The organism is Flammeovirga agarivorans, from assembly GCF_012641475.1.
In the GTDB taxonomy this organism is placed as follows: domain Bacteria; phylum Bacteroidota; class Bacteroidia; order Cytophagales; family Flammeovirgaceae; genus Flammeovirga; species Flammeovirga agarivorans.
Window position 1 is genome coordinate 100842 of record NZ_JABAIL010000009.1, and the last position, 20595, is coordinate 121436.

Genomic DNA, 20595 nt, shown 5'->3' on the forward strand with positions numbered 1-20595 from the left:
CCATCGAGTGATATCTCTCTTTTTATAGACAATTTCTTGAACTCAAAGTAAAAACTTACTTCAAGTTTAGTAGTCAAAGGGTGTAGTTTTTATTACATAAATTTATGGAAATCTATGATTTTTTGAGAACCATCATTTTTCACAACATATAAATATTTCAATTTACGATGTTTGTCGAAACCAGTGACGTATTTGTTTCCTTGGTCATAAGGGAAAGTACACAAGATCTCAGTTGCTGTTTCAAACATGATGTCTCCATCTTTGAAAACACATTTGATATTTTCTTGCTGATTGTCCTGTAAACGCTGATTTAGTTGCTCAACTACCTCTTTTGCTTTTACAACTTCTTGATTCGGTTCTGTACTATTTGCTGGTTCTGCTTCAACTTCTCCTATGAAATGAAAACTCATGGTTAATATAGATAGCGAAGTAAAAATAAATAGTACTAATGGAGTTAATATCTTCTTCATACGGTTGGGTAACAATTATATATTAGATGAATCTGTTGTCGTTAATATTCTGCAACATATTTATTTTACGATACAAATCAAAGGGAATGTAACCTTATAAAGATTTATTAATTTTTATCTTCCTAAAATACAATAGATTAATTGGATTAATTCAAGACGTTAAAAAATGTTGTAAAATATAGAAGGGTTACTTAAGTGAATAAGTAACCCTTCCATTCATCAAAATCTAATCTAAGATTAGAAGTTTAGTTTTAATCCTACTGAGTAAGTTCTACCTACACCCATATAGTAACCATTTAATGTTGGGTTACCATTAGCATCTAAACTTCCTTGTTGACCTTCAACAGCATAATCTGTATCGAATACGTTGTTTACTTTAGCATTTACTAAGGCATCAAGTTTCCAGATTTCAAAGCTGTATGAAGCTCCAATATCGAATAAGTTATAAGCTGGAAGCTCATACATATCTGTTTCATTATATCTTGGATCATCTAACTTCGTAACATCGTAGTTAGCATATAATCTACCGTAGTAGTTCCAATCCGCCATAATTCTTAAACGAGGAATTACTTCGTATGTCGCATTAATTGCTGCTGTTGTTTGTGCTGAGTTACCTACTTGAGCATCTTTCATGTAAACGTTTACTTCGTCAACAGGTCTTTGTTGATCATCATAGATAATTACATTTTCAAGGTTGTTCATCCATCTCCAGTCACCCACTGAAACCATTGCATTGAATACTAAGTTTCTAAGCGGTTGGTAAGTCATGTCTAACTCAATACCTTTATGAAGGGCATCTACACCTAACAAGTTGGCAGAGTAAGACTGTCCAGCATCATCATACACAGTTTTTGTAAATGCTTTGTCTTGCCAATAAGTGTAGTAAGCATTCACGTTCACTTTGAAACCTTTAGTACGGTAACCGTAACCCACTTCACCAGATAAGATCTTTTCGTTTACTGCTTGATCGTTAACATCGTTTTTGTAGTTTAAGAATACAGCTCTCATATAAGGTTGACGAGAAATGTAACCTACGTTAGCAAATACGTTATGATGATCGTTGATATTGTAGTTCGCACCTGTTTTTACTGAACCACCAAAGAAGCTAACCCAATCTGTTTCATCCACACCGTGGTCATAGCTAAAGTAATCGATACGCTTGTATCCTTGGTGTGAACCTGCAGCTGATAGGAAGTACGTTAAATCATTTTGAGAGTATTCAATTTGAGAGAATACACCTTGCCATTGAACTAAACCATCGTTGTGGTAGCCCATAATATCACCTTGTTGAAGATCTCTTGGTCCTGCAGACTTATTGTTGTAATCTGTGTAGTAAGGGTTACCCATTAAATCTTCTACAGTTTGGTAGTGCTCACCTTTGTAGTATCTTAAATCAAGACCTGAAGTTAATGTCCAGTTGTCATTGAATTTGTGTGTTAAAGTAGATACACCACCAGTCCAGAAGTGGTTGTTGTTAGAAGCATAAAGTACAGAACCGTTACCAGTTTCAGCAAACTGTTGTTGGTTAGCTACTGTAAATGCATCCCAATCAATAATACCTGCATCTGTTCTGAAGTCATTTACATTTAAACGGTCGTTGTAAGAAGCGTTTGATGTAAGACCAGTACCGCCACCTTTACCGATAGATACGTAAGCAGTTGTTGCTAATTCAGTTTTATCACTGATTGTCCAGTACCAGTTTAATGACATTTGAGGCTTGTGGTAGAAGTTAGTTCTTTGGCTAAACTCTTCTCCATTTTTGTAACCCCAGTCAGCATTATATCTTTTACCATACTTGTCATAATCCTCTTCATGAAGGTAAGTTCTTCTTTGACCATGTTCTTGAGGAGCACCAAAAGTAGTGAATGATAAGGTATGGTTTTCGTTAATTTGTTTTGAAACGTTGAAGAAATAAGAATATCCTTCGAATGATGTACCATCTACATAACCGTTACCAGCAGTGTGTGAGAATGAACCTGAAACTGCCCATCCGTTATCCATTAAACCAGATGAAAGTGACACACCTTGCTTGAAGTAACCATCGTTACCTACACCCATATAAACGCTACCACCTTTTTCAACGTCAGTAGTTTTAGTTAAGATGTTGATTGTACCGCCTACAGAAGGAAGGGCTAATTTAGAAGCACCTAAACCTCTTTGTACTTGCATTGTTCTAGTTACATCACCTAGACCAGCCCAGTTTGACCAGTATACGCTACCATTTTCCATGTCGTTTACTGGTACACCGTTAATAGTAACCGCAACATTCTCTGAAGAGAATCCTCTTAGAGCAATTCTTGAGTCACCGTATCCACCTCCGGCACCAGATACATATACACCTGGAGTAGATTTTAATACTTGAGGGAATTCTTGGTTACCCATTTTAGCTTCAATTTCTTCAGCAGATACCGTAGCTGCTGCTACAGGAGTTTTACGGTCAACTGCTACAGAAGCCATTACTTCAACTTCTTGCAAACCAATTGCATCAGTTTCTAAAGAAATCTGTCCTAAGTCGACAGTTCCGCCATTAAGTGTTACCTGTTGTTCTACAGGTTTCATACCAACAAAAGAGATGATCACTTTTTGTTCACCAGATACTTTTGATTGAAATGAAAAATTACCATTGAAATCAGAGATGGCACCAGTAGTTGTACCCGCCACTGAAACATTGGCACCAATAATAGGTTCGTCTGTTGTAGCATCAAAAAGATTACCCTTGATGATGGTTTGAGCAAATGCTGAGCTCGATAACAACGTCATCAAAGCTACAATGAAAGACATTTTTTTAGTAAACATTCTTAATAGAATTAGATTTGATTGATTAGGTTTATTTTTAAATCTGCTGCAAAAAAATACATTCAATATTAACGGAATGTTACAATTTACCTTTGTTTAACCCATTTATGAATACTTAACACGAAATTTGAAACATTGTATCATATTCGTCTCTTTTATTTAATCTCCTTAACAGAAATAACAAAAACAAGTTGTTATTAAGTATTTTATTGACACTTTTTAAATAGCGTTTTTGAAACCTTTTTTAATTGGATACGTTGTTGCCAACTTTTTACAAATAAAATATTAGTTCTGTACGTTAAAACATACATTCTATTCTGATGAATGTGAAATAGAGGAAAGAAGTCTAGTGTTTGCCTTGTTATTCAGGGAGTTTGGAAGCTCTTTATGGAAGAAACTGTTATTTATAAATATCGATGGGAAGTAGAAAATTCCAATAGGTATGATCTGTGTTAGAAAAATGCAATAAAATATCTTTATATTTATTCTTGAAAATAGCAGCTAATAAAATATGGGCAAGGTATACACTATTCATGATATTGCAATTCGTCTAGATATCTCAAAATCTACCGTTTCAAGAGCTTTACGAAATCATCCAGATGTAAGTAAAGAAACGAAAGAGTTGGTCTTTGAGATGGCGAAAAAACTGAACTATCAGAAAAATATATTAGCCTCCAATCTTGCCTCAAAAAATACGAACCTAATTGGTGTAGTGATTCCAGAGATTGCTCGCCAGCATTTTTTTGCTCAAGCTTTAAGCGGAATTCAAAAGGTAGCAAAAGAGAAAGGGTATATTGTAATGGTTTGTCAATCCAACGAGGAATTACAAGAAGAAATTAATCAAGTAAATGCTTTGGTGAATAGTAGAGTAGCAGGAATCTTGATTTCTTTATCTAAAGAAACGGACAGCTACGAACACCTACAATTTGCCATAGATAGAAATATCCCTGTCGTTTTATTTGATAGAGGTGCAGACGAAATGGAATTATCACAGGTAACGGTAGATGATTATAAAGGGGCGTATGATGTCACCAAGCATCTTATCCATCAAGGATATACCAACCCTGCACATCTTTGTGGACCAATGTCACTTTCTATAAGTCAAAAAAGATACAATGGTTTTATAGATGCTTTGAAAGATGCGGGTTTAAGTGCCTCCAATGCCCATGTGTACCAATGTGATAATTTAAGTTTGGATGCAAAAGACGCCACTGAAAGACTATTATCATTAAAGAAAAGACCAGATGCGGTATTTTGTATGAGTGACTATATCGCGATCCAGGTATTGAAAGTATTAAAAGATAAAGGGATTCGTGTTCCAGAAGATATTGCATTAGCAGGTTTCGCCGGTGACCCAATTACTGATCTTATGGATCCTACAATTACAACTGTAGAACAACCAGCTTTTGAAATTGGTGTTCAAGCTTGTAGGAGAGTGATCATGGAGGCGGAGTCTGAAGACAGAGAAACTCTGGGGGTTATTAATAAAGTGCTGCCGACTAAAGTGATAGAAAGAGATTCAACTCTTCGAGTATAAAAAAATCCCATCAATAGGTAAAAGTATTGATGGGATTTTTATTAATCAGTAATGCTAACACCACTAGCCATAAAAGTGTATTTAACTTCAGGCTCTGTAATTAAAGCGATTTGCTCAGGACTGTCACCAGCATCTTCAGCATAATGTCTTAGAGTGGCAACATCTATTGTTTCTTTCTTTAATGTTCCATTGATGGTAGCTTCTTTTCCTTCAGCATCCATAGGAACAAAAAAGGCGTAATCCTTAAACTTCACAAAAAGCTCTTGATCGTTTTCGATAGGTAATTTCAACCAACATCCTTTTTTCTGACAAACACCGGTGATTTCCCCAGTGACTTGGATAGATTGTACTTCGTCTGAAGTAATAGAATGAATTAGTTCTTTGCTTGCTACAGGCTCTTCACTTTTAAACTCTTCACCATAAAAAGTAACTTCATTTTGAACTGGTTTTTGACAACCCATGATAGTTAAAAGTAAAGTCGTAAATAGTATAGTAATATGTCTCATAGAAGTAATTTGATTGGTATTGTTCCATCAAATATACATATTTCTTCATAGGTTAAAAGTAAAAAAGTCTCCCATTAATGAGAGACTTTCTTATTTATTTCACTAAACCATTGTCATTGGTAGAAGTGATGGTAGTAAATTCTAAAGGTACTTTCATCACTTGACCACCTGCATTAATATGGGTAAAACCATCTAATTTCATTGTGGAATTTACATTCTTAATCCACCCTGTGGTTCTATCAATGGTATAGGTAGCTTCATTATCACCTTCCATTTCATAGCGCATTTGCATACCATTAATTTCTTGATATTCTTCTTTAGTATTGTCAGTAGCAATATGGTTTACTTCATTTATTATGATTTCAGTTTTAGACAGTTTCTCAACAGTAAAAGTACGTTTGATATTGGCTGTAAATGAAATCGTATATTGTGAAGACTTACTCCAAGTACTTCCTTTTTTTACGGCTTCTTCTGGGAAAATATTCGTCAGCATTTCCATATTGGTTTTCAGCTGTTTTTCTCCATAAGATTGTTTGATCTGATTTAGAATCTGAGACTTTTGCATTGCTGGAATATCTTTTGTCTCTTCATCGATCTTTTTCCAATAGTCATCAAGTCCTCTGATATCCGTAATCTTACCTTTCTTTGATAAACTTAATTCAAAAGAATAATGAGACATTGCGGATAAAATTTTTGAGAAAGGATCTTCATTTTGAGCTGATGAAAAAGATTGAAGGTTAGGACCTACATACATCCCTACTTCTAAAAATGGATAAGTTACTTTTATCTGATACACCCCTTCTTTTTCGTTTAAGATTTGAAAAGCGGTTTTCGTATCAGTATCCATCGTGATATTCACTTCTTGGCCATTAATATTTTGTTTCATTTCGATATTAGAAACAGAGCTTTGGTAATAGGTTTTACCTGTCTCTAAATTAAGACCTAATGACGCTTTTTTTTGGGCATGGACATTAATACCGACTATAAATAGAAGCAGAGTTGTCAGTTTAAAAATAGTTCTCATGAGTTGTGAAATTTAAGTAATATATTAATAATGAAATACGGAAATTATTGTATTTAGTTGTTGGCTTATTTAGAATATTCTCTTTCTACCTTGGCAATTCTAGTAATAAAATGATCATACCACTTCTCTTTACCAAACTTTTGTGCCACCTGATGTTCTGTATTGGACTTCCATTCTTTAATAGATGCTAGGTCCTTCCAATATGAAACTGTGATTCCTACTTCTTCTCTTGCACCTTCAACACCAAGAAACCCATCTTGTTGGCTTGCAAGGTCAATCATAAGATTTGCCATGTCTTCATAGCCTTCGGTTTTGGAAGTTAAAGTGGAAGTAAATATAACAGCATAATAAGGTGGGGTAGGTGTGTTAGCGAACATTTAATAGTTTAATTAATTGGATTGAAACAGAATGATGTCGCGAAATTAATAGAAAGAATTCAATCACAAAAATAATCTTAGAAAGTAACCGAATAAACTCCTGCTTTTTATTTTCCAATCGATCTGATATGTTTGTATCACAAAACTAAATTGAATAAAAAATGCATTACCTATCGGTTCAAGAAGTAAAAGAGATGTGCTACAATAGTACCTATCATTTTAAAGAATATATCTTAGATCAAAAGGAGGTATTTCCTTATAATGTTCAGGTGCTGTTTGATATGGCAAAGGAAGGACGAATTAGAAATGAATCGATTAATGGTTTTGTAAGAAAGAATACTTCTAGACTTCATATTTTATCAAAAGAAGCTAATTTATTAACGAATACTTCTGAAGGGTTTCCAATTAAAATTCCCAAATTCCCACATTTTAGGACTGCTGAACATCTATTCCAATGCATTAAGTTAGATCAGGCTAAGGGGGATGAAATCATTGAGAAGCAATTATTGATTATCGATCAAACTTCTGGTGAGGGAGCAAAGTTAATGGGTGATAGGAAGGATGATATGCGTATGTTTTGGCGTTCTGCTTGGGTGATGAAAGATTGGGAAATGAGAGATTTACCAACAAATCAATACAAGGAGAAACACTGGGTAGCTGTAACAGAAATGGTCAATGCCCTTTGGTATGCTTTATTAATGAAACTAGGGAACAACCGTAAAGAGTTTGGTAAAGTATTATTAAAAAATGGGGCTGTGAAACAGTCGCCAATTGTAGAAATCTCATTAGATCAACGACAACCAGATACTTTTTGGGGAACAAAAGTGGAACCTAATGGTATGTTGAGAGGAATGAACTTGGCAGGGAAGTTATTATCTAGGTTAAGAGATCTTTATCGTTTGGAACTTCTTCAGAAGAAAGGCTCGTTTAACTTATTGATTGTTACTCCTCCTTTTTCTATTCAGATAATTGGTGGTGATATACAAAGTGTCGATTATAACGAATAAAAAAACAGGCGACTTCAGTAATTAAAGAGGTCGCCTGTTTTTATATATATCAATGCATTATTTTAGATCAAACCGATCTGCATTCATTACCTTAGTCCAAGCATTTACAAAATCTTGAGCAAACTTCACTTTGTTGTCATCTTGAGCATAAAACTCGCTGTAAGATCTCAAAATTGAATTAGATCCAAAGATAATATCAACCCTTGTTGCAGTCCATTTTGTCTCTCCAGTTTTACGTTCAACTATATTATAGAGATTTGCACCTGCAGGTTTCCAAGAATAACTCATATCCGTTAACTCAACAAAGAAATCATTACTGAGCTGACCAACATTGTCAGTAAATACCCCATGTTTTGTTCCTCCGTAATTGGTACCCAATACTCTCATGCCACCAATTAATACTGTCATTTCAGGAGCAGTTAACCCTAAAAGCTGACTTCTGTCGAGCAAAAGTTCCTCGGGGTTGACAGCATATTCTTTTTTCATCCAGTTTCTAAAACCATCACTTACAGGTTCCAGAACATCGAAAGAGTCTATATCGGTCATCTCTTCGGATGCATCACCTCGTCCACTTGAGAATGAAACCTGTATAGAAGGATCAATTGCTTGTGCTGCTTTTTCAACCGCAGCTGTACCACCTAATACCATTAAGTCGGCTAGACTTACTTTTTTTCCTAAACTGTCCTGAATTTCTGTCAGTTTAGAGATGACCTTTTGTAGGCGCTCTGGTTCGTTTCCTTCCCAATCTTTTTGAGGAGAAAAACGAATACGTCCGCCATTGGCTCCACCTCTATAATCCGAACCTCTATATGTTCTAGCACTATCCCAGGCTGTCGAGATTAAATCATTGTCTGATAGACCACTTTCTAAAATGGTTTTCTTTAACTGATTGATTTCGTCATCCGTTAATGAGTAGTCTACCTTTGGAATAGGATCTTGCCAAATAAGATCTTCCTGAGGTACATCTGCTCCTAGGTAGCGTGATTTTGGGCCCAAGTCTCTATGCGTAAGTTTAAACCAAGCTCTGGCAAAAACATCTTTAAAGTATTCTGGATCGTTATAAAATTTTTCTGATATTTTACGGTATGCAGGATCCATTTTCATGGCCATATCTGCATCCGTCATAATAGGATTTCGTTTTACAGTTGGGTCATGGGCATCTACAGGTTTGTCCTCGTCTTTCATATCAATGGGTTCCCATTGCCAGGCTCCTGCTGGACTCTTCTTTAATTCCCACTCATGGTTTAAAAGTAAGTGGAAGTAAGTATGATTCCATCGGTCGGGGGTAGTGGTCCATGCACCTTCCAATCCTGAAGTAACAGTATCTCCAGCGTTACCATTTCCCTTTGGATTGATCCAGCCTAACCCTTGTTCTTGGATGTCTGCACCTTCAGGCTCTGCACCCAATTTAGAAGCATCTCCGTTACCATGAGCTTTACCAACCGTATGCCCTCCAGCGGTTAGTGCACATGTTTCTTCGTCGTTCATTGCCATTCGACCAAAAGTAGTACGAACATCATGTGCTGTTTTTAACGGGTCAGGTTTTCCATCAACTCCTTCGGGGTTCACATAAATCAATCCCATTTGTACAGCGGCCAAAGGATTTTCTAATGATTCGCTATCACTGTTCTTATATCTATCCTTTCCTAACCATTCTTGTTCATCTCCCCAATAAATATCTTTTTCTGGGTGCCATATATCTTCTCTTCCGCCAGCAAAACCAAAGGTTTTGAAACCCATAGATTCGTAAGCCATATTACCTGCTAATATTATGAGGTCACCCCAAGAGAGTTGGTTACCATATTTCTTTTTAATTGGCCAAAGTAAACGTCGGGCTTTATCGAGATTGGCATTATCAGGCCAGCTATTTAGAGGAGCAAAACGTTGGTTTCCTGTATTACTTCCTCCTCTGCCATCTGCTGTACGGTAAGTTCCGGCAGCATGCCAAGCCATACGAATCATCAGACCACCGTAGTGTCCCCAATCTGCAGGCCACCAATCTTGACTATCCGTCATTAGATTTTTTAAATCATTTTTTACGGCTTCAAGGTCTAATTTGCTAAAAGCCTCTGCATAGTTGAATCCATGAAAAGGATTTGTTTTTGTGTCATGTTGATGGAGTATATCCAGATTAAGGGATTTTGGCCACCATTCCATTACATTTTTTTGTTGCTCTGTGTTTGCTCCATGATTAAATGGGCATTTGCTAGGGTTTGATTTGTCCATAATGGTTCTCAGACTTTTAATTAGGGATAGTTAAATATTTTATGGTTATCAATTGAATTTAGACAGTGTTTTGGGTTGAGTGAGTAAATGAAGTAACACTTCTTCTTCACTCAATTAAATTTAATAAAAATACTAGTAATGGAACTCAAAATCAGAAGGTAAGTTTTGATAAATTCTCTTTTTATTTCTAAAAATATCATATGATGGTACGGAATATTTGAGATGAATCATCGCTTGGTATCAAAATTCTCAAAAAGTATACAAATAGTCAGATTTTGTATACATATTCAAGGGAGTGCCGTCTCTACATTTGTACTATCAAAACATTAATAAAACAGATAGAACAATGATGACTAAAAAGTGGAATACTCAGCACATCCCTTCTCAGAAAGGCAAAACAATTCTAATCACTGGAGCAAACAGTGGTCTAGGACTAGGAACTGCAAAAGCTTTGGCAAAAAAAGAGGCGCATGTTATTCTAGCTGCTAGAAATTTAAAGAAAGGCCAATCAGCCATCAACGAGATCTTAAAAGAAACACCCAATGCAAGTCTAGATCTCATGCAATTGGATTTATCCGATATAAATACAATCAAACAATTTGCCATTGAGCTGAAGGCAAAGTATTCACAATTGCATACTTTAATCAATAATGCTGGGGTAATGATGCCACAAGAACGTCTTGAAACGAAACAAGGGTTTGAGGGACAATTTGGCACTAATCATTTAGGGCACTTTGTACTAACAAGAGAACTGATTGATCTTTTAGATAATACACCAGGGGCAAGAATAGTAACACTAAGCAGTTTAGTGGCTAAGATGGGGGATGCAGATATTTATTGGGATAACCTTCAGTTTGAGAGAGATTATCATAAAATGAAATCATATTCCCAAAGTAAATTAGCCAATATGATGTTTGGTTTGGAGTTGGATAAGATGTTAAGAGAAAATGGTAGTAAAACAATTTCTGTACTTGCACATCCTGGGTATACGGCTACCAATTTACAGCAACACATGGGGTTACAAGGGATGATTTTAAATTTCTTTTTGGCTCAAAAAGTAGAGATGGGAATTCTACCTTCGTTGAGAGCGGCAACGGATCCAAGTGTCAAAGGAGGTGAATATTATGGTCCTGCCAATATGAGAAACTGGAGAGGATATCCTGTGGTAAACAAACCATCAAAAAAAGCATTAGATTTGAATGAAAGAAGAAAACTTTGGGAGATCTCAGAGCAATTAACAAACTCTTCGTTCCAATTGAGCTAATAGTATGAGTCAATTCTTAAAAATAAATTCAATTTCAGAGCTTCATGATGCTTTTCGTTGTGATAAGCCTAGTCATCCGTTAATTTCAGTGATTAATTTATCTGACATAGCGATTCCACATGAAGTTCTGAATTTTAAAGTAGGAACACCTTTTTATAACATCACTTTTAAGTCGAAAACAGCTCATCCCTTTCGGTATGGAAGAGGGTATTTTGATTTTAGTGAAGGGTTTTTGATTGGTCTTTCTCCTAATCAAATTTTTGAGATCGATGAAACTTCTGAAATAGGCGATCTAGAAGGTTGGTCATTATTTTTTCATCCTGATTTAATTAGAGGATATAATATCTTAGAAAAAATATCAGAGTATGGCTTCTTCTCATATGAAGTGAACGAAGCTTTACATATGTCTGAAAAAGAAAAGAAAACACTCAATGATATTGTTTTTAAGATTAAGGAAGAATATGAGTCTAACTTGGATGAATTTAGCCAAGATGTTTTAGTATCCAATATTGAGTTGTTATTCAATTATATTAGAAGGTTTTACAGTAGACAGTTTATCACAAGGAAAAAGCAAAATACTAGTATAGTAAGCTCTTTTAATAAATTACTGAAAGACTATTTTGAAGATGGGAAATCTGTTGTTAATGGATTACCAAAAGTTCATTACTTCGCAGAACAGCTACATCTTTCCGATAGCTATCTAAGTGATTTATTAAAAAAGGAAACAGGTAAAAACACACAGGACCTTATCCATTTCTTTGTCATAGAAAGAGCAAAAAACAACTTAGTCAATTCAAACAAATCAGTTTCAGAAATTGCATTTGACCTTGGTTTTGAATATCCGCAGTACTTTAGTCGTTTGTTTAAAAATAAGACCGGACAAACGCCAAAAGAATATAGAGACAATTAATTTTTTGATATAGTTTAGACCTAACTGTAGTTTCGTATGCTAAACAAATTTATAGTCCTTCTGATTTTTCGGGAATTCATAGCCAAATAATTTCAGAGGGAAGTCTCCAAAGATATCAATACCAAATACATAGTGCTCTTGGTGAAGAACCGCTGCATCAAATTCATTTCTTCTTTTTGTGTTGAAGGGGGTAGGACTATCGTAAGTAATGACCGTTGATTTTATATTAAACTCGTTGTATAAGTATAGTGCAAAAATCTGAGAGATGGCTCCGCCTATACTAAAACCAGTGATCTGAATATCATTATATTGAGATATTTTATAGTGGAAATCCACATCAAATTGAGCTTTTATTGCATTAAATGACTTAAGATACCCTTTATGGAAGCCATCGCTTTTTTGGTACTTTAAGCGAGTAACAAATAATGGGAAAATACTCTTTGAGGGGTGAACTTCAATTACTAGTTTTTGCTCTTCAGTTTTTACATAACATTCAATACCACTAGTGGTATATTTGTTGTCGAAATGTGATATATGGTCATTAAATTTCATGATAGTACTATTGAAATGGGCACAGCATTATTAATACTACAAAAGTAATAGGTAGGAGTTGACTAAAAGTGAACTCACAGATAACATTAAATGAATAATCAATAATGAAGTGTACGTTGTTTATTGAATCTTAGTTATAGGAGTGTCACATTAGACACTTCAAAAAAAATATATAATGGTTACAGGATTCACAATCAATATACATATTTATCATGACTATATCGAATTAGAAATTGCACTTTATTGATAGAGTGTTGTAAGTTTTCAGTGATTTTTTAATAAAATAGAGATGTAACCCATCTTGTGATATTGCTATCTACTCATTCCGGTTAGAGAATATAATTTTAATTTTTAGTAGGTTAAGAAATTATTACGGACTAAAATGCTGGCCTTTTGGCTAGTTTTTCATCGATAACGATTCAGATAATTTATTCTACAACTCAGTAGATATATATAACGCCCCACCCGTTATGCTAGTGAGAAAAACCCAACTACAGCGTAAGTTTGACATTGTAAAGTAGTATTGTAAGACAAAACAAATCATACAAAAGAGATAATACTTCAATTAAATAACTTTCAGTTTATCAGTCTTTTGTGTGTTTTAAGCTACTGACATATTCAATCAATTTTTATCTACTAAATAATAATGAGAGAAAATATCAGACAAATAATTATCTCGCTAATCTTGTTTTTATCCTGTACGCATCTAAATGCCCAAAGTATATTCCATACGGTTAATGGTAAAGTCATCGATAAAGATAATCAGCAGCCAATAGTAGGGGTTTTAGTTTTTACTGAATTAGGAGATTCTACCATATCTACGACCACAGATTATGATGGTAAGTTTTCTTTTTCTTTAAAAGCTGGGAGGTACAATGTCAAATTTAAAATGTTGGGTTATCAGTCATTTATTTTTGAAGAATTAGCTGTTCCCAACGGAAGTAATGATCAATTAAATATTTCGTTACAAGAAGATGAAACCGTATTGAGTGAGGTTGAAGTGGTGTATACCTCATCCAAAGATGAACCACAAAATACGATGGCCATCGCTTCGGGTAGACAATTTACGGTAGAAGAGACGAGTAGGTATGCAGGTGGTTTTGATGATCCTGCAAGAATGGCAACCTCGTTTGCGGGGGTCGCTGGGTCTACGGGTAGTAATGGTATGGTTATTCGAGGTAATGCTCCCAAAGGAGTCTTATGGCAAGTAGAGGATATGCCTATACCAGATCCCAATCACTTATCGAATATTGTTGCATTTGGAGGAGGTAGTGTCACAGCTCTTAGTACCTATGTTTTAGATAATTCAGATTTCTATACTGGTGCTTTTACATCAGATTATGGTAATGCAATGGCAGGTGTATTTGATCTTTCCTTAAGAGAAGGTAATGCGGAGAAGCGTTCTTTTCAAGCTCAGTTAGGTGTAAATGGTATCGATTTTGGTGCTGAAGGTCCTTTTAAAAAAGGAGGAAACGCCACTTACTTATTTAACTATAGGTATTCTACATTTGCAGTATTAGCACCAATTTTACCAGAAGAAATGGGATTCTTAGGGTATCAAGATTTATCATTTAAAGTTGTAGTTCCTACTAAAAATGGTGGAGAATGGAATGTATGGGCTGTAGGTGGTGCTGATCGACAATACAGAAATGCGTCTATGGATTCGACTGAGTGGACTTTTGATGATGCGAATCAGAGTTTTTCTACAAATATTTTATTTGGTGGTTCTGGTATCTCCTATCAATTACCCATCAATAAAAATGGATATTGGAAAAATATTGTTGGAATGTCAGGTAATGCCACTTATTGGGAGTCTTCAGAGTTAAATTCATCTTTAGTAGAAAACCCATTAAAAGATTATAAAAATGTGCAATATGACCTTACATATAAGTCGTACGTTCATTACAAATTTGGTCCAAAGCATACGCATAGATCTGGAATCACAATTTCTCAAAAGCATTATGATATCAATATGAGAGAAGCAGAAAATGCAGGTGATCCGATGCAAACTTTTGCTGTTGGAAATGGGAATGCTATGTTTTTGCAAGCTTTTTCACAATCGAAGTTTCAATTATCACGTAATTGGTCAATGAACCTTGGTGTATATGCACAATATTTTGAGGGGAATGAACAGTATTCTATAGAACCGAGAGCTTCTGTGAAGTATCAGTTGAACCCTTGGCATTCTTTATCTTTTAGCTATGGTTTACATAGTCAAACTGAAGCACTTCATTATTATCTATTGCCTCAACAGAATGGAGATCAATTGACTTATCCCAATAAGAATCTTGACTTTTCAAAAGCACACCATTATGTCTTAGGATACAATTGGAATATCAATAATTCATTACGATTTAAATCAGAAATTTTCTATCAGGATTTATACAATATTCCTGTTATCGAGGGTAGTTACTTTTCTATGTTAAACCTAACGCATGAATTTTATGTTAACGGTGCCCTTGTGAATGAAGGAACAGGTAGAAATGTTGGTATAGATCTCACATTTGAACAATTTCTGAAGAATGGATTTTACTATACTTTAACCTCATCAATTTTTGATTCAAAGTATACAGGAGGAGATGGTGTAGAACGAAATTCTCAATTCAATAAAAACTATGTGATTAATGTGTTAGGAGGCAAAGAATGGTACATAGGAGCAGCGAAAAATAAAGTGTTTTCTCTTAACGGAAAATTCACATTTATGGGTGGGGATAGAAGACATCCATTAGATGAGCAAAAAACAGAAGAAACTGGAGATGTTGTCTATAATAATGATGCGGCATATTCTCAACAATACCCGTCAAGTCAGATATTAAGTGTAAGTGCATTGTATAAAACTATTAAGCCTAAATATACATCACAGTGGACATTACAAATTATAAATGCATTGGGCGCTCCAGAATATTATGGTTACCAAATGGACCAAAAGACGGGAGAAATTACTGATAAAAAAGATGTACTAATCTTACCAAACATTGCGTATAAGGTTATGTTTTAAATGATGGAATTGTAATATTCTATTTTTCAATAGTCATATCGAACTAGAAATTGTTATAAAATATTTTAAAATAATTCTGTAAAATGTTGCAAAAACAAAAAAAACAGTACATCTTTATCATATGAATCGTTAAGCAGTGTGCCCCCTCTTCGGTGGGGGCAACACAATTTAGAATTCCGAGTTTTGCTTTGGAATTCTTTTGTTTGAGGGGGACAAATTTGTCCCCCTTTTCTTTTGTCTATACTTTGTTAATCCTCCCTTTAAAAGTCAATCAAATATTGTTAGGAAAATACTATTCAACATAGGTATATAATATCTTTTCTCTAAGCATTTTATTAGAAATTAGTGGTGCCATTCAGATCATAGTTCTTCAAGAAATTCCACACTTCTAATGAAGCACTAATATCCATATTTCCTTTAAAGCCAGGCCAATCATGTTCACCGCCTGTGATCTTTATGTGATGTACTTCTGTGCCTTGCTCTCCATTCGAATAGGTATACCTTTCTACAGTGCTTCCGTCTTCGGTGTTTATATCAGGAACACTTTCAATTTCAGGAGAAAGATCCGTTTGATTATGATTGGTCCAAAATGTAAGTAGGCCTTCAATACTCGAATAAGGTACGATATTATCCTCCGTTCCATGTATTTGTAGAATAGAAATAGAACGGGAAGGAGTACAAGTATTTATCGTTGGTTGATACATTGAACCTGTAACTGAAGCAATGGCAGCAATTCTATCTGTCAGATGACAGGCAAGGTGAAAACTAAAGAAGCCTCCCATAGACATTCCTGTAGAATAGATTCGATTCATATCGACATTCATGCTGCTTTCAACATGATCTAATAAGATTTGGACGAAATCAACATCTATATTATTGTTATTGGTAAGTACCCATTTATTTGAAATTCCATTCGGATGGATCACAATGAAATTTTCCTCTTCCGCCAGTTCATGAAATTTTGTGTAGCCATAATTAAACTCCATATTACTGGTTAGTCCATGAAATGATAAAAGTATAGGAAGGGGTGAAGTACCATCATAAGTAGAAGGTATATAAATAGTATATTCTCTTTTCGTACCATTGACCTCTACTGTATCAATGGATTTTCCTGTCTGAATTTCAAGTATTGTCTCCTCTTCAATAACAACATCTTCAACAATGGTATCATTCGGGGTAACACCTTCGTCTGTTGAGGTAGTACATTGTGTAAATAATAAAATAAAAAGAGGTATTGTATATAATGATTTCATTTTAGTAATTCTCTTTCTGTAAATGTTCATTAAAAAACTCTACAACAGAAACATATTTAGTCCTAGCACCTGGATATTTTAAATCACTCTCTACACCGAGTTGATCTAATTTTTCTTGTAATGCAATACCAAAATCTACATGATGTATGATCCAAGATTTCATTTTTTTAGGGTTCTTAGGTGCTTTTGACTTAGGAGACATATTATAACTCATATAAACGGCAGGATCATCTGAAGAAGCTAAAGTGATGGCAGATAAACTATTCGCAATTGAATTAGTTTCCTCCATTGTTTTACCTCCGTACATTCTTTTTCGCTTCTTTACTAACTTTGAGTTATTATCTAAAGCTGCTTGAGTATTAGCACCTTCATTTAGATGCTTTTTGAAAAGTGATTCCCAAAACTCTAAATTCATAGTTGTTTGTCCAGAAAAAGGGGCTACACAACTTACTCGAGTAGATTCTCTCTCTATAGGGTTGTCACTTTCAGTATTTGCCATTTCATCACTAAATGCTAACCACATACAGATTTGAGCACCCGCAGAACCTCCATGAAGGCCAATTCTTGACTTGTCAATTTTCCATTGATCAGCATTTAACCGAATAAATTGTAGTGCCTTTTTTGCATCATTGTGGGCTGCTGGAAGGGGTGCATCGGCAATTAACCGATAATTGATTGCCGCTACGGAGATACCTGCATTTAGCAATGAATTTAAAGTTTTTGCACCTAACTTTTCTTTACTACCTGAGGTAAAACCTCCGCCGTGTATATATAAAACTAATGGTGTTTTTTTGTTGGTTTCAGCAAACCAAATGTCGATTACATTTCTTTCATGTTCTCCGTACTTGATGTTTTGTAATTGAGGTACCGGTTTACTTTGTTGAGCATTAGAAACTAAGGAAGTAGCCAACAGAATAATAAAAGAACTGATAATTGTTAGATGTTTCACACTTATGATATTTCATTTCAAATTTTAATCATCGAAAAAGTCTGAAATCTATCACTCTCATCAAAATTTTTTCAACTAACGTCATTTATTTTTCAACGAAAGAAATTGTTGAGTGTATAAAATGACCATAGCACTTTAATTTTCGTTCTGCTTTTTTAATATTTTGACAATGCGGTTAATAATGATCTCGGATAGATTCCATTCATAACCATTAAAATCTGTTGTATTGATAAACTGTATCACAACAGCATCAATATCTTTATGGTATTCAGCTAAACTTTGATAGCCAATGACTAACCCGCCATGATTATATTCATATGGGTAAATTTCTTGCTCACCTTCTTCGAAAACAGAACCATCATTCAGTGCTCTTAAAAAAGTACCCACGTCTTTTGCTGTAGCTAGCATACCATAGTCATTGGCTTTAAAGTCCTCCTCGTATCCGACATAATATCCGCTCATCACATCTTCTAAATCTACCTCGCGAATGGAGAAATAAGTATCCTTTAAACCTAGTGGTAATAATATCTTCTCTTTAATGTATTGTTGATGACTATATCCCAATTTTTTATCCATCAATTGGCGTAACAATAAATAGTTTGTATTGGAATACTCATAACCTTGATCTGGAGCAAAACTAGCGGGTAAATCAAGGGCAAAATCGAGAGCTCTTTTTCCATTTTCTTGTTCATCTTCCCAATAGGCAGGGTTATCTGTAAAATTGGGAATTCCTGAACGGTGTTGGATCATCATCTTTAAAGAAATCTGTTTAGCATTTTCGATTCTACCTACAAGTTCTGGGAAGTTATCCGCTAATGTTTCATCCAACGATAGGCGATTTTCTTTTACCATCTTGGTGATAGCAACAGCAGCATATAATTTACTGATACTTGCAATTTTGAACAATGAGCTAGGATCAGCAGGGATTTTATTTTCTCTATTTTTCCACCCACCAGTATAAAACGCAGGAGGGTGACCCGCCTTATCAACATAAACAATCATACCATCGAACCCGTAACTTATTGCTTCATTTACTTGTTCTTGAATCGTATTTGGAAGTGGTACGATCAAAGCCCTTACTAAAATCCAAGGGACATAGAATAATGAAATTGCAGTACTAACAAGTAGTATGATTCTAAAGAGCTGTTTTGCTTTTTTCTTTTGCATTTCGGATGAAGTCTATTTGAGTTATGGTAGCAGAGAAACTATAAAGTCTAAGGTAATAATTTTAAAATGGATCTTTCGATATATTTAAAATTACTACACTGAAATACTAACACAAATGATGAATCTAAAAATGCTTCACAAATTATTGACTTATCTCTAATGACTTTTTCTTGTAATTAATAAGCTGTATAGCTGCATTTCTACCCGATTCCATGGCAGCATTTAATGAACCGTTCAATAGAGAATCACCTGCAATAAATATATTCTCAGATAACCTGTTTTCTTTTTCAGTGACTGTCATTTTTAAGTTTTTACGATCTGGAAGAGCTTTATTTATTCTGTAATGCTTTATATATTTTATAGTAGATGCTCCAGTATAATGTTTCACTTCTCTTGTTACATGATCAATAATTTCTTGATCTGTGTGATTCTGAATTTCTAATGAAGTAACGGAAAGAATAGTCTTATTTGTACTATGATCTCGGTAGGCATATAAATTATTGGCAAATTTTTCAGTGTCGGCAATTAAAGCAATGGTTTCCTGAGGGATATTAGTTTGATCTACTTCAAAGTATATGCACATACAAGATTTCCACTTTACTTCTTCTTGATTAATCAGAGAAGGAGTGTTGCTAGCAATAATTACACCTTGATGTGATTTCTTCTCACCAGATCCAAGTGTAATAAAATCATTTGTCATTTCAGTCACTTCTGTATTATAAACGAACTCGGTATGTTTCAATTTACCTTTCAGTTGTTTACTTATCTCTCCAATACCTAGTTGAGGTATAGTTGCATGACCTTCTCCAAACATTTTGTATACAAACTCAAACATTCTACTTGAGGTATTTAAATCAGGCTCTAAAAATATTCCGCTAAAGAAAGGTTTAAAGAATCGATTGATAATTTTTGTAGAAAAGCCAAAATCAACAAGGTAATCATAAGTTGTCTTTTCATTAGAACTAAAGATATCTTTCAATGATTTATTCTTTAAACTCAGGTTGAGTTGTAGAATTTTCAGTTTGTCATAAATAGATCCAATATCAGACAATAAAGTAGGGAAAAGTATATTCCAATTTCTTAGTGGGTCACCAATACGATAAGCTTGACCATTGGAATATATCAGAGCTCCAGATGCTAGTTTTCTTAAGTTCAGTTTTTCCATATCCAAATACTTCTGTGCGAGAGGATAGGCACTAAGTAATACCTGAAAGCCGACGTCTAACACAAAACCATTTTCCTGGAGAGTTTTCACTCTTCCTCCAACTTCAGAGGATTTTTCAATAACTATGGGGTGGTAGCCATATTGTTCTAGTTCATATGCTGCAATTAGACCACTAACCCCCGCTCCGATGATGTAAACCTTATCTTCCATTAATTTCCTATAGTATATTAATCAATTCAATGCTTAAATTTGATCAAATAAATGATCCTACACTGATAAACAGTTTACCTCTTATTTTGTTATTTTCAGGACTACATAATAAAAGATTTAAAAAAATAAAACGCTTGACAACAAAACATAATCCGCATTAAAAGGCAGAGCTTAGCCTATTGGT

The 20595-nt window shown here is 34.7% G+C and carries 16 protein-coding genes; 5 read left to right on the forward strand and 11 right to left on the reverse strand.

The genetic code is table 11. From position 1 onward, the window contains the following. Positions 1-92 precede the first annotated feature (92 nt). Together HGP29_RS22665 and HGP29_RS22670 are read right to left on the reverse strand one after the other, a co-directional pair. Positions 93-410: a hypothetical protein gene (locus HGP29_RS22665; protein WP_211093385.1), complete on the reverse strand. Its 318-nt coding sequence runs from the start codon at positions 408-410 to the stop codon at positions 93-95. A 297-nt stretch (positions 411-707) separates the two neighbouring features. After that, positions 708-3251, reverse strand: coding sequence for a TonB-dependent receptor (locus tag HGP29_RS22670; protein ID WP_168884737.1), 2544 nt, complete (start codon positions 3249-3251; stop codon positions 708-710). 526 nt (positions 3252-3777) lie between these two features. Between HGP29_RS22670 and HGP29_RS22675 the strand changes: the two genes are divergently transcribed. After that, the gene (locus tag HGP29_RS22675) at positions 3778-4803 is read left to right on the forward strand and encodes a LacI family DNA-binding transcriptional regulator (protein WP_168884738.1); all 1026 of its coding nucleotides are present in this window, start codon (positions 3778-3780) and stop codon (positions 4801-4803) included. Between the two features lie 41 nt (positions 4804-4844). Here HGP29_RS22675 and HGP29_RS22680 read toward each other — a convergent pair whose 3' ends face one another. The 3 genes from HGP29_RS22680 to HGP29_RS22690 all read right to left on the reverse strand — a co-directional run bounded on the left by HGP29_RS22680 (position 4845) and on the right by HGP29_RS22690 (position 6710). Then, positions 4845-5309: a DUF4920 domain-containing protein gene (locus HGP29_RS22680; protein ID WP_168884739.1), complete on the reverse strand. Its 465-nt coding sequence runs from the start codon at positions 5307-5309 to the stop codon at positions 4845-4847. 94 nt (positions 5310-5403) lie between these two features. Then, positions 5404-6333 (reverse strand): DUF6263 family protein, encoded by a 930-nt coding sequence (locus tag HGP29_RS22685; protein WP_168884740.1) that lies wholly within the window; start codon positions 6331-6333, stop codon positions 5404-5406. A gap of 65 nt (positions 6334-6398) precedes the next feature. Next, the gene (locus tag HGP29_RS22690) at positions 6399-6710 is read right to left on the reverse strand and encodes an antibiotic biosynthesis monooxygenase family protein (RefSeq protein ID WP_168884741.1); all 312 of its coding nucleotides are present in this window, start codon (positions 6708-6710) and stop codon (positions 6399-6401) included. 161 nt (positions 6711-6871) lie between these two features. Here HGP29_RS22690 and HGP29_RS22695 point away from each other — a divergent pair, with 161 nt between their 5' ends. Then, positions 6872-7717, forward strand: coding sequence for an NADAR family protein (locus HGP29_RS22695; RefSeq protein WP_168884742.1), 846 nt, complete (start codon positions 6872-6874; stop codon positions 7715-7717). Between the two features lie 57 nt (positions 7718-7774). On the opposite strand, the gene katG is transcribed toward HGP29_RS22695, so the two are convergent. Continuing rightward, a complete protein-coding gene (gene katG / locus HGP29_RS22700) occupies positions 7775-9943 on the reverse strand; it encodes a catalase/peroxidase HPI (protein WP_168884743.1) in 2169 nt (722 codons plus the stop codon). Positions 9944-10289: 346 nt separating this feature from the next. On the opposite strand from katG, the gene HGP29_RS22705 reads away from it, so the two are divergent. Both HGP29_RS22705 and HGP29_RS22710 read left to right on the forward strand, forming a co-directional pair. Beyond that, a complete protein-coding gene (locus tag HGP29_RS22705) occupies positions 10290-11207 on the forward strand; it encodes an oxidoreductase (RefSeq protein ID WP_211093386.1) in 918 nt (305 codons plus the stop codon). 4 nt (positions 11208-11211) lie between these two features. Further along, positions 11212-12117 carry a helix-turn-helix domain-containing protein gene (locus tag HGP29_RS22710; protein WP_168884744.1) on the forward strand — a complete coding sequence of 302 codons (906 nt, stop codon included), beginning with the start codon at positions 11212-11214 and terminating at the stop codon, positions 12115-12117. A 39-nt stretch (positions 12118-12156) separates the two neighbouring features. On the opposite strand, the gene HGP29_RS22715 is transcribed toward HGP29_RS22710, so the two are convergent. After that, positions 12157-12669: a lipase family protein gene (locus HGP29_RS22715; protein WP_168884745.1), complete on the reverse strand. Its 513-nt coding sequence runs from the start codon at positions 12667-12669 to the stop codon at positions 12157-12159. Between the two features lie 646 nt (positions 12670-13315). Here HGP29_RS22715 and HGP29_RS22720 point away from each other — a divergent pair. Then, positions 13316-15667, forward strand: a complete 2352-nt coding sequence (locus HGP29_RS22720) for a TonB-dependent receptor (protein ID WP_168884746.1) — start codon at positions 13316-13318, stop codon at positions 15665-15667. Between the two features lie 335 nt (positions 15668-16002). On the opposite strand, the gene HGP29_RS22725 is transcribed toward HGP29_RS22720, so the two are convergent. The 4 genes from HGP29_RS22725 to HGP29_RS22740 all read right to left on the reverse strand — a co-directional run bounded on the left by HGP29_RS22725 (position 16003) and on the right by HGP29_RS22740 (position 20411). Further along, positions 16003-16920, reverse strand: coding sequence for an alpha/beta hydrolase family esterase (locus HGP29_RS22725; RefSeq protein ID WP_168884747.1), 918 nt, complete (start codon positions 16918-16920; stop codon positions 16003-16005). Position 16921: 1 nt separating this feature from the next. Continuing rightward, a complete protein-coding gene (locus HGP29_RS22730) occupies positions 16922-17869 on the reverse strand; it encodes an alpha/beta hydrolase fold domain-containing protein (protein ID WP_168884748.1) in 948 nt (315 codons plus the stop codon). Positions 17870-18004: 135 nt separating this feature from the next. Continuing rightward, on the reverse strand, positions 18005-19036 hold the full coding sequence (locus HGP29_RS22735; protein ID WP_168884749.1) for a serine hydrolase domain-containing protein: 1032 nt from the start codon (positions 19034-19036) through the stop codon (positions 18005-18007). 142 nt (positions 19037-19178) lie between these two features. Beyond that, positions 19179-20411: a protoporphyrinogen/coproporphyrinogen oxidase gene (locus HGP29_RS22740; RefSeq protein WP_168884750.1), complete on the reverse strand. Its 1233-nt coding sequence runs from the start codon at positions 20409-20411 to the stop codon at positions 19179-19181. Positions 20412-20595: the final 184 nt, after the last annotated feature.

Bases quoted from the DNA above. Each gene is read 5' to 3' on its own strand.
- HGP29_RS22665 (WP_211093385.1), bottom strand. From the start codon at position 410: ATGAGTTTTCATTTCATAGGAGAAGTTGAAGCAGAACCAGCAAATAGT.
- HGP29_RS22670 (WP_168884737.1), bottom strand. From the start codon at position 3,251: ATGTCTTTCATTGTAGCTTTGATGACGTTGTTATCGAGCTCAGCATTT.
- HGP29_RS22675 (WP_168884738.1), top strand. From the start codon at position 3,778: ATGGGCAAGGTATACACTATTCATGATATTGCAATTCGTCTAGATATC.
- HGP29_RS22680 (WP_168884739.1), bottom strand. From the start codon at position 5,309: ATGAGACATATTACTATACTATTTACGACTTTACTTTTAACTATCATG.
- HGP29_RS22685 (WP_168884740.1), bottom strand. From the start codon at position 6,333: ATGAGAACTATTTTTAAACTGACAACTCTGCTTCTATTTATAGTCGGT.
- HGP29_RS22690 (WP_168884741.1), bottom strand. From the start codon at position 6,710: ATGTTCGCTAACACACCTACCCCACCTTATTATGCTGTTATATTTACT.
- HGP29_RS22695 (WP_168884742.1), top strand. From the start codon at position 6,872: ATGCATTACCTATCGGTTCAAGAAGTAAAAGAGATGTGCTACAATAGT.
- katG (WP_168884743.1), bottom strand. From the start codon at position 9,943: ATGGACAAATCAAACCCTAGCAAATGCCCATTTAATCATGGAGCAAAC.
- HGP29_RS22705 (WP_211093386.1), top strand. From the start codon at position 10,290: ATGATGACTAAAAAGTGGAATACTCAGCACATCCCTTCTCAGAAAGGC.
- HGP29_RS22710 (WP_168884744.1), top strand. From the start codon at position 11,212: ATGAGTCAATTCTTAAAAATAAATTCAATTTCAGAGCTTCATGATGCT.
- HGP29_RS22715 (WP_168884745.1), bottom strand. From the start codon at position 12,669: ATGAAATTTAATGACCATATATCACATTTCGACAACAAATATACCACT.
- HGP29_RS22720 (WP_168884746.1), top strand. From the start codon at position 13,316: ATGAGAGAAAATATCAGACAAATAATTATCTCGCTAATCTTGTTTTTA.
- HGP29_RS22725 (WP_168884747.1), bottom strand. From the start codon at position 16,920: ATGAAATCATTATATACAATACCTCTTTTTATTTTATTATTTACACAA.
- HGP29_RS22735 (WP_168884749.1), bottom strand. From the start codon at position 19,036: ATGCAAAAGAAAAAAGCAAAACAGCTCTTTAGAATCATACTACTTGTT.
- HGP29_RS22740 (WP_168884750.1), bottom strand. From the start codon at position 20,411: ATGGAAGATAAGGTTTACATCATCGGAGCGGGGGTTAGTGGTCTAATT.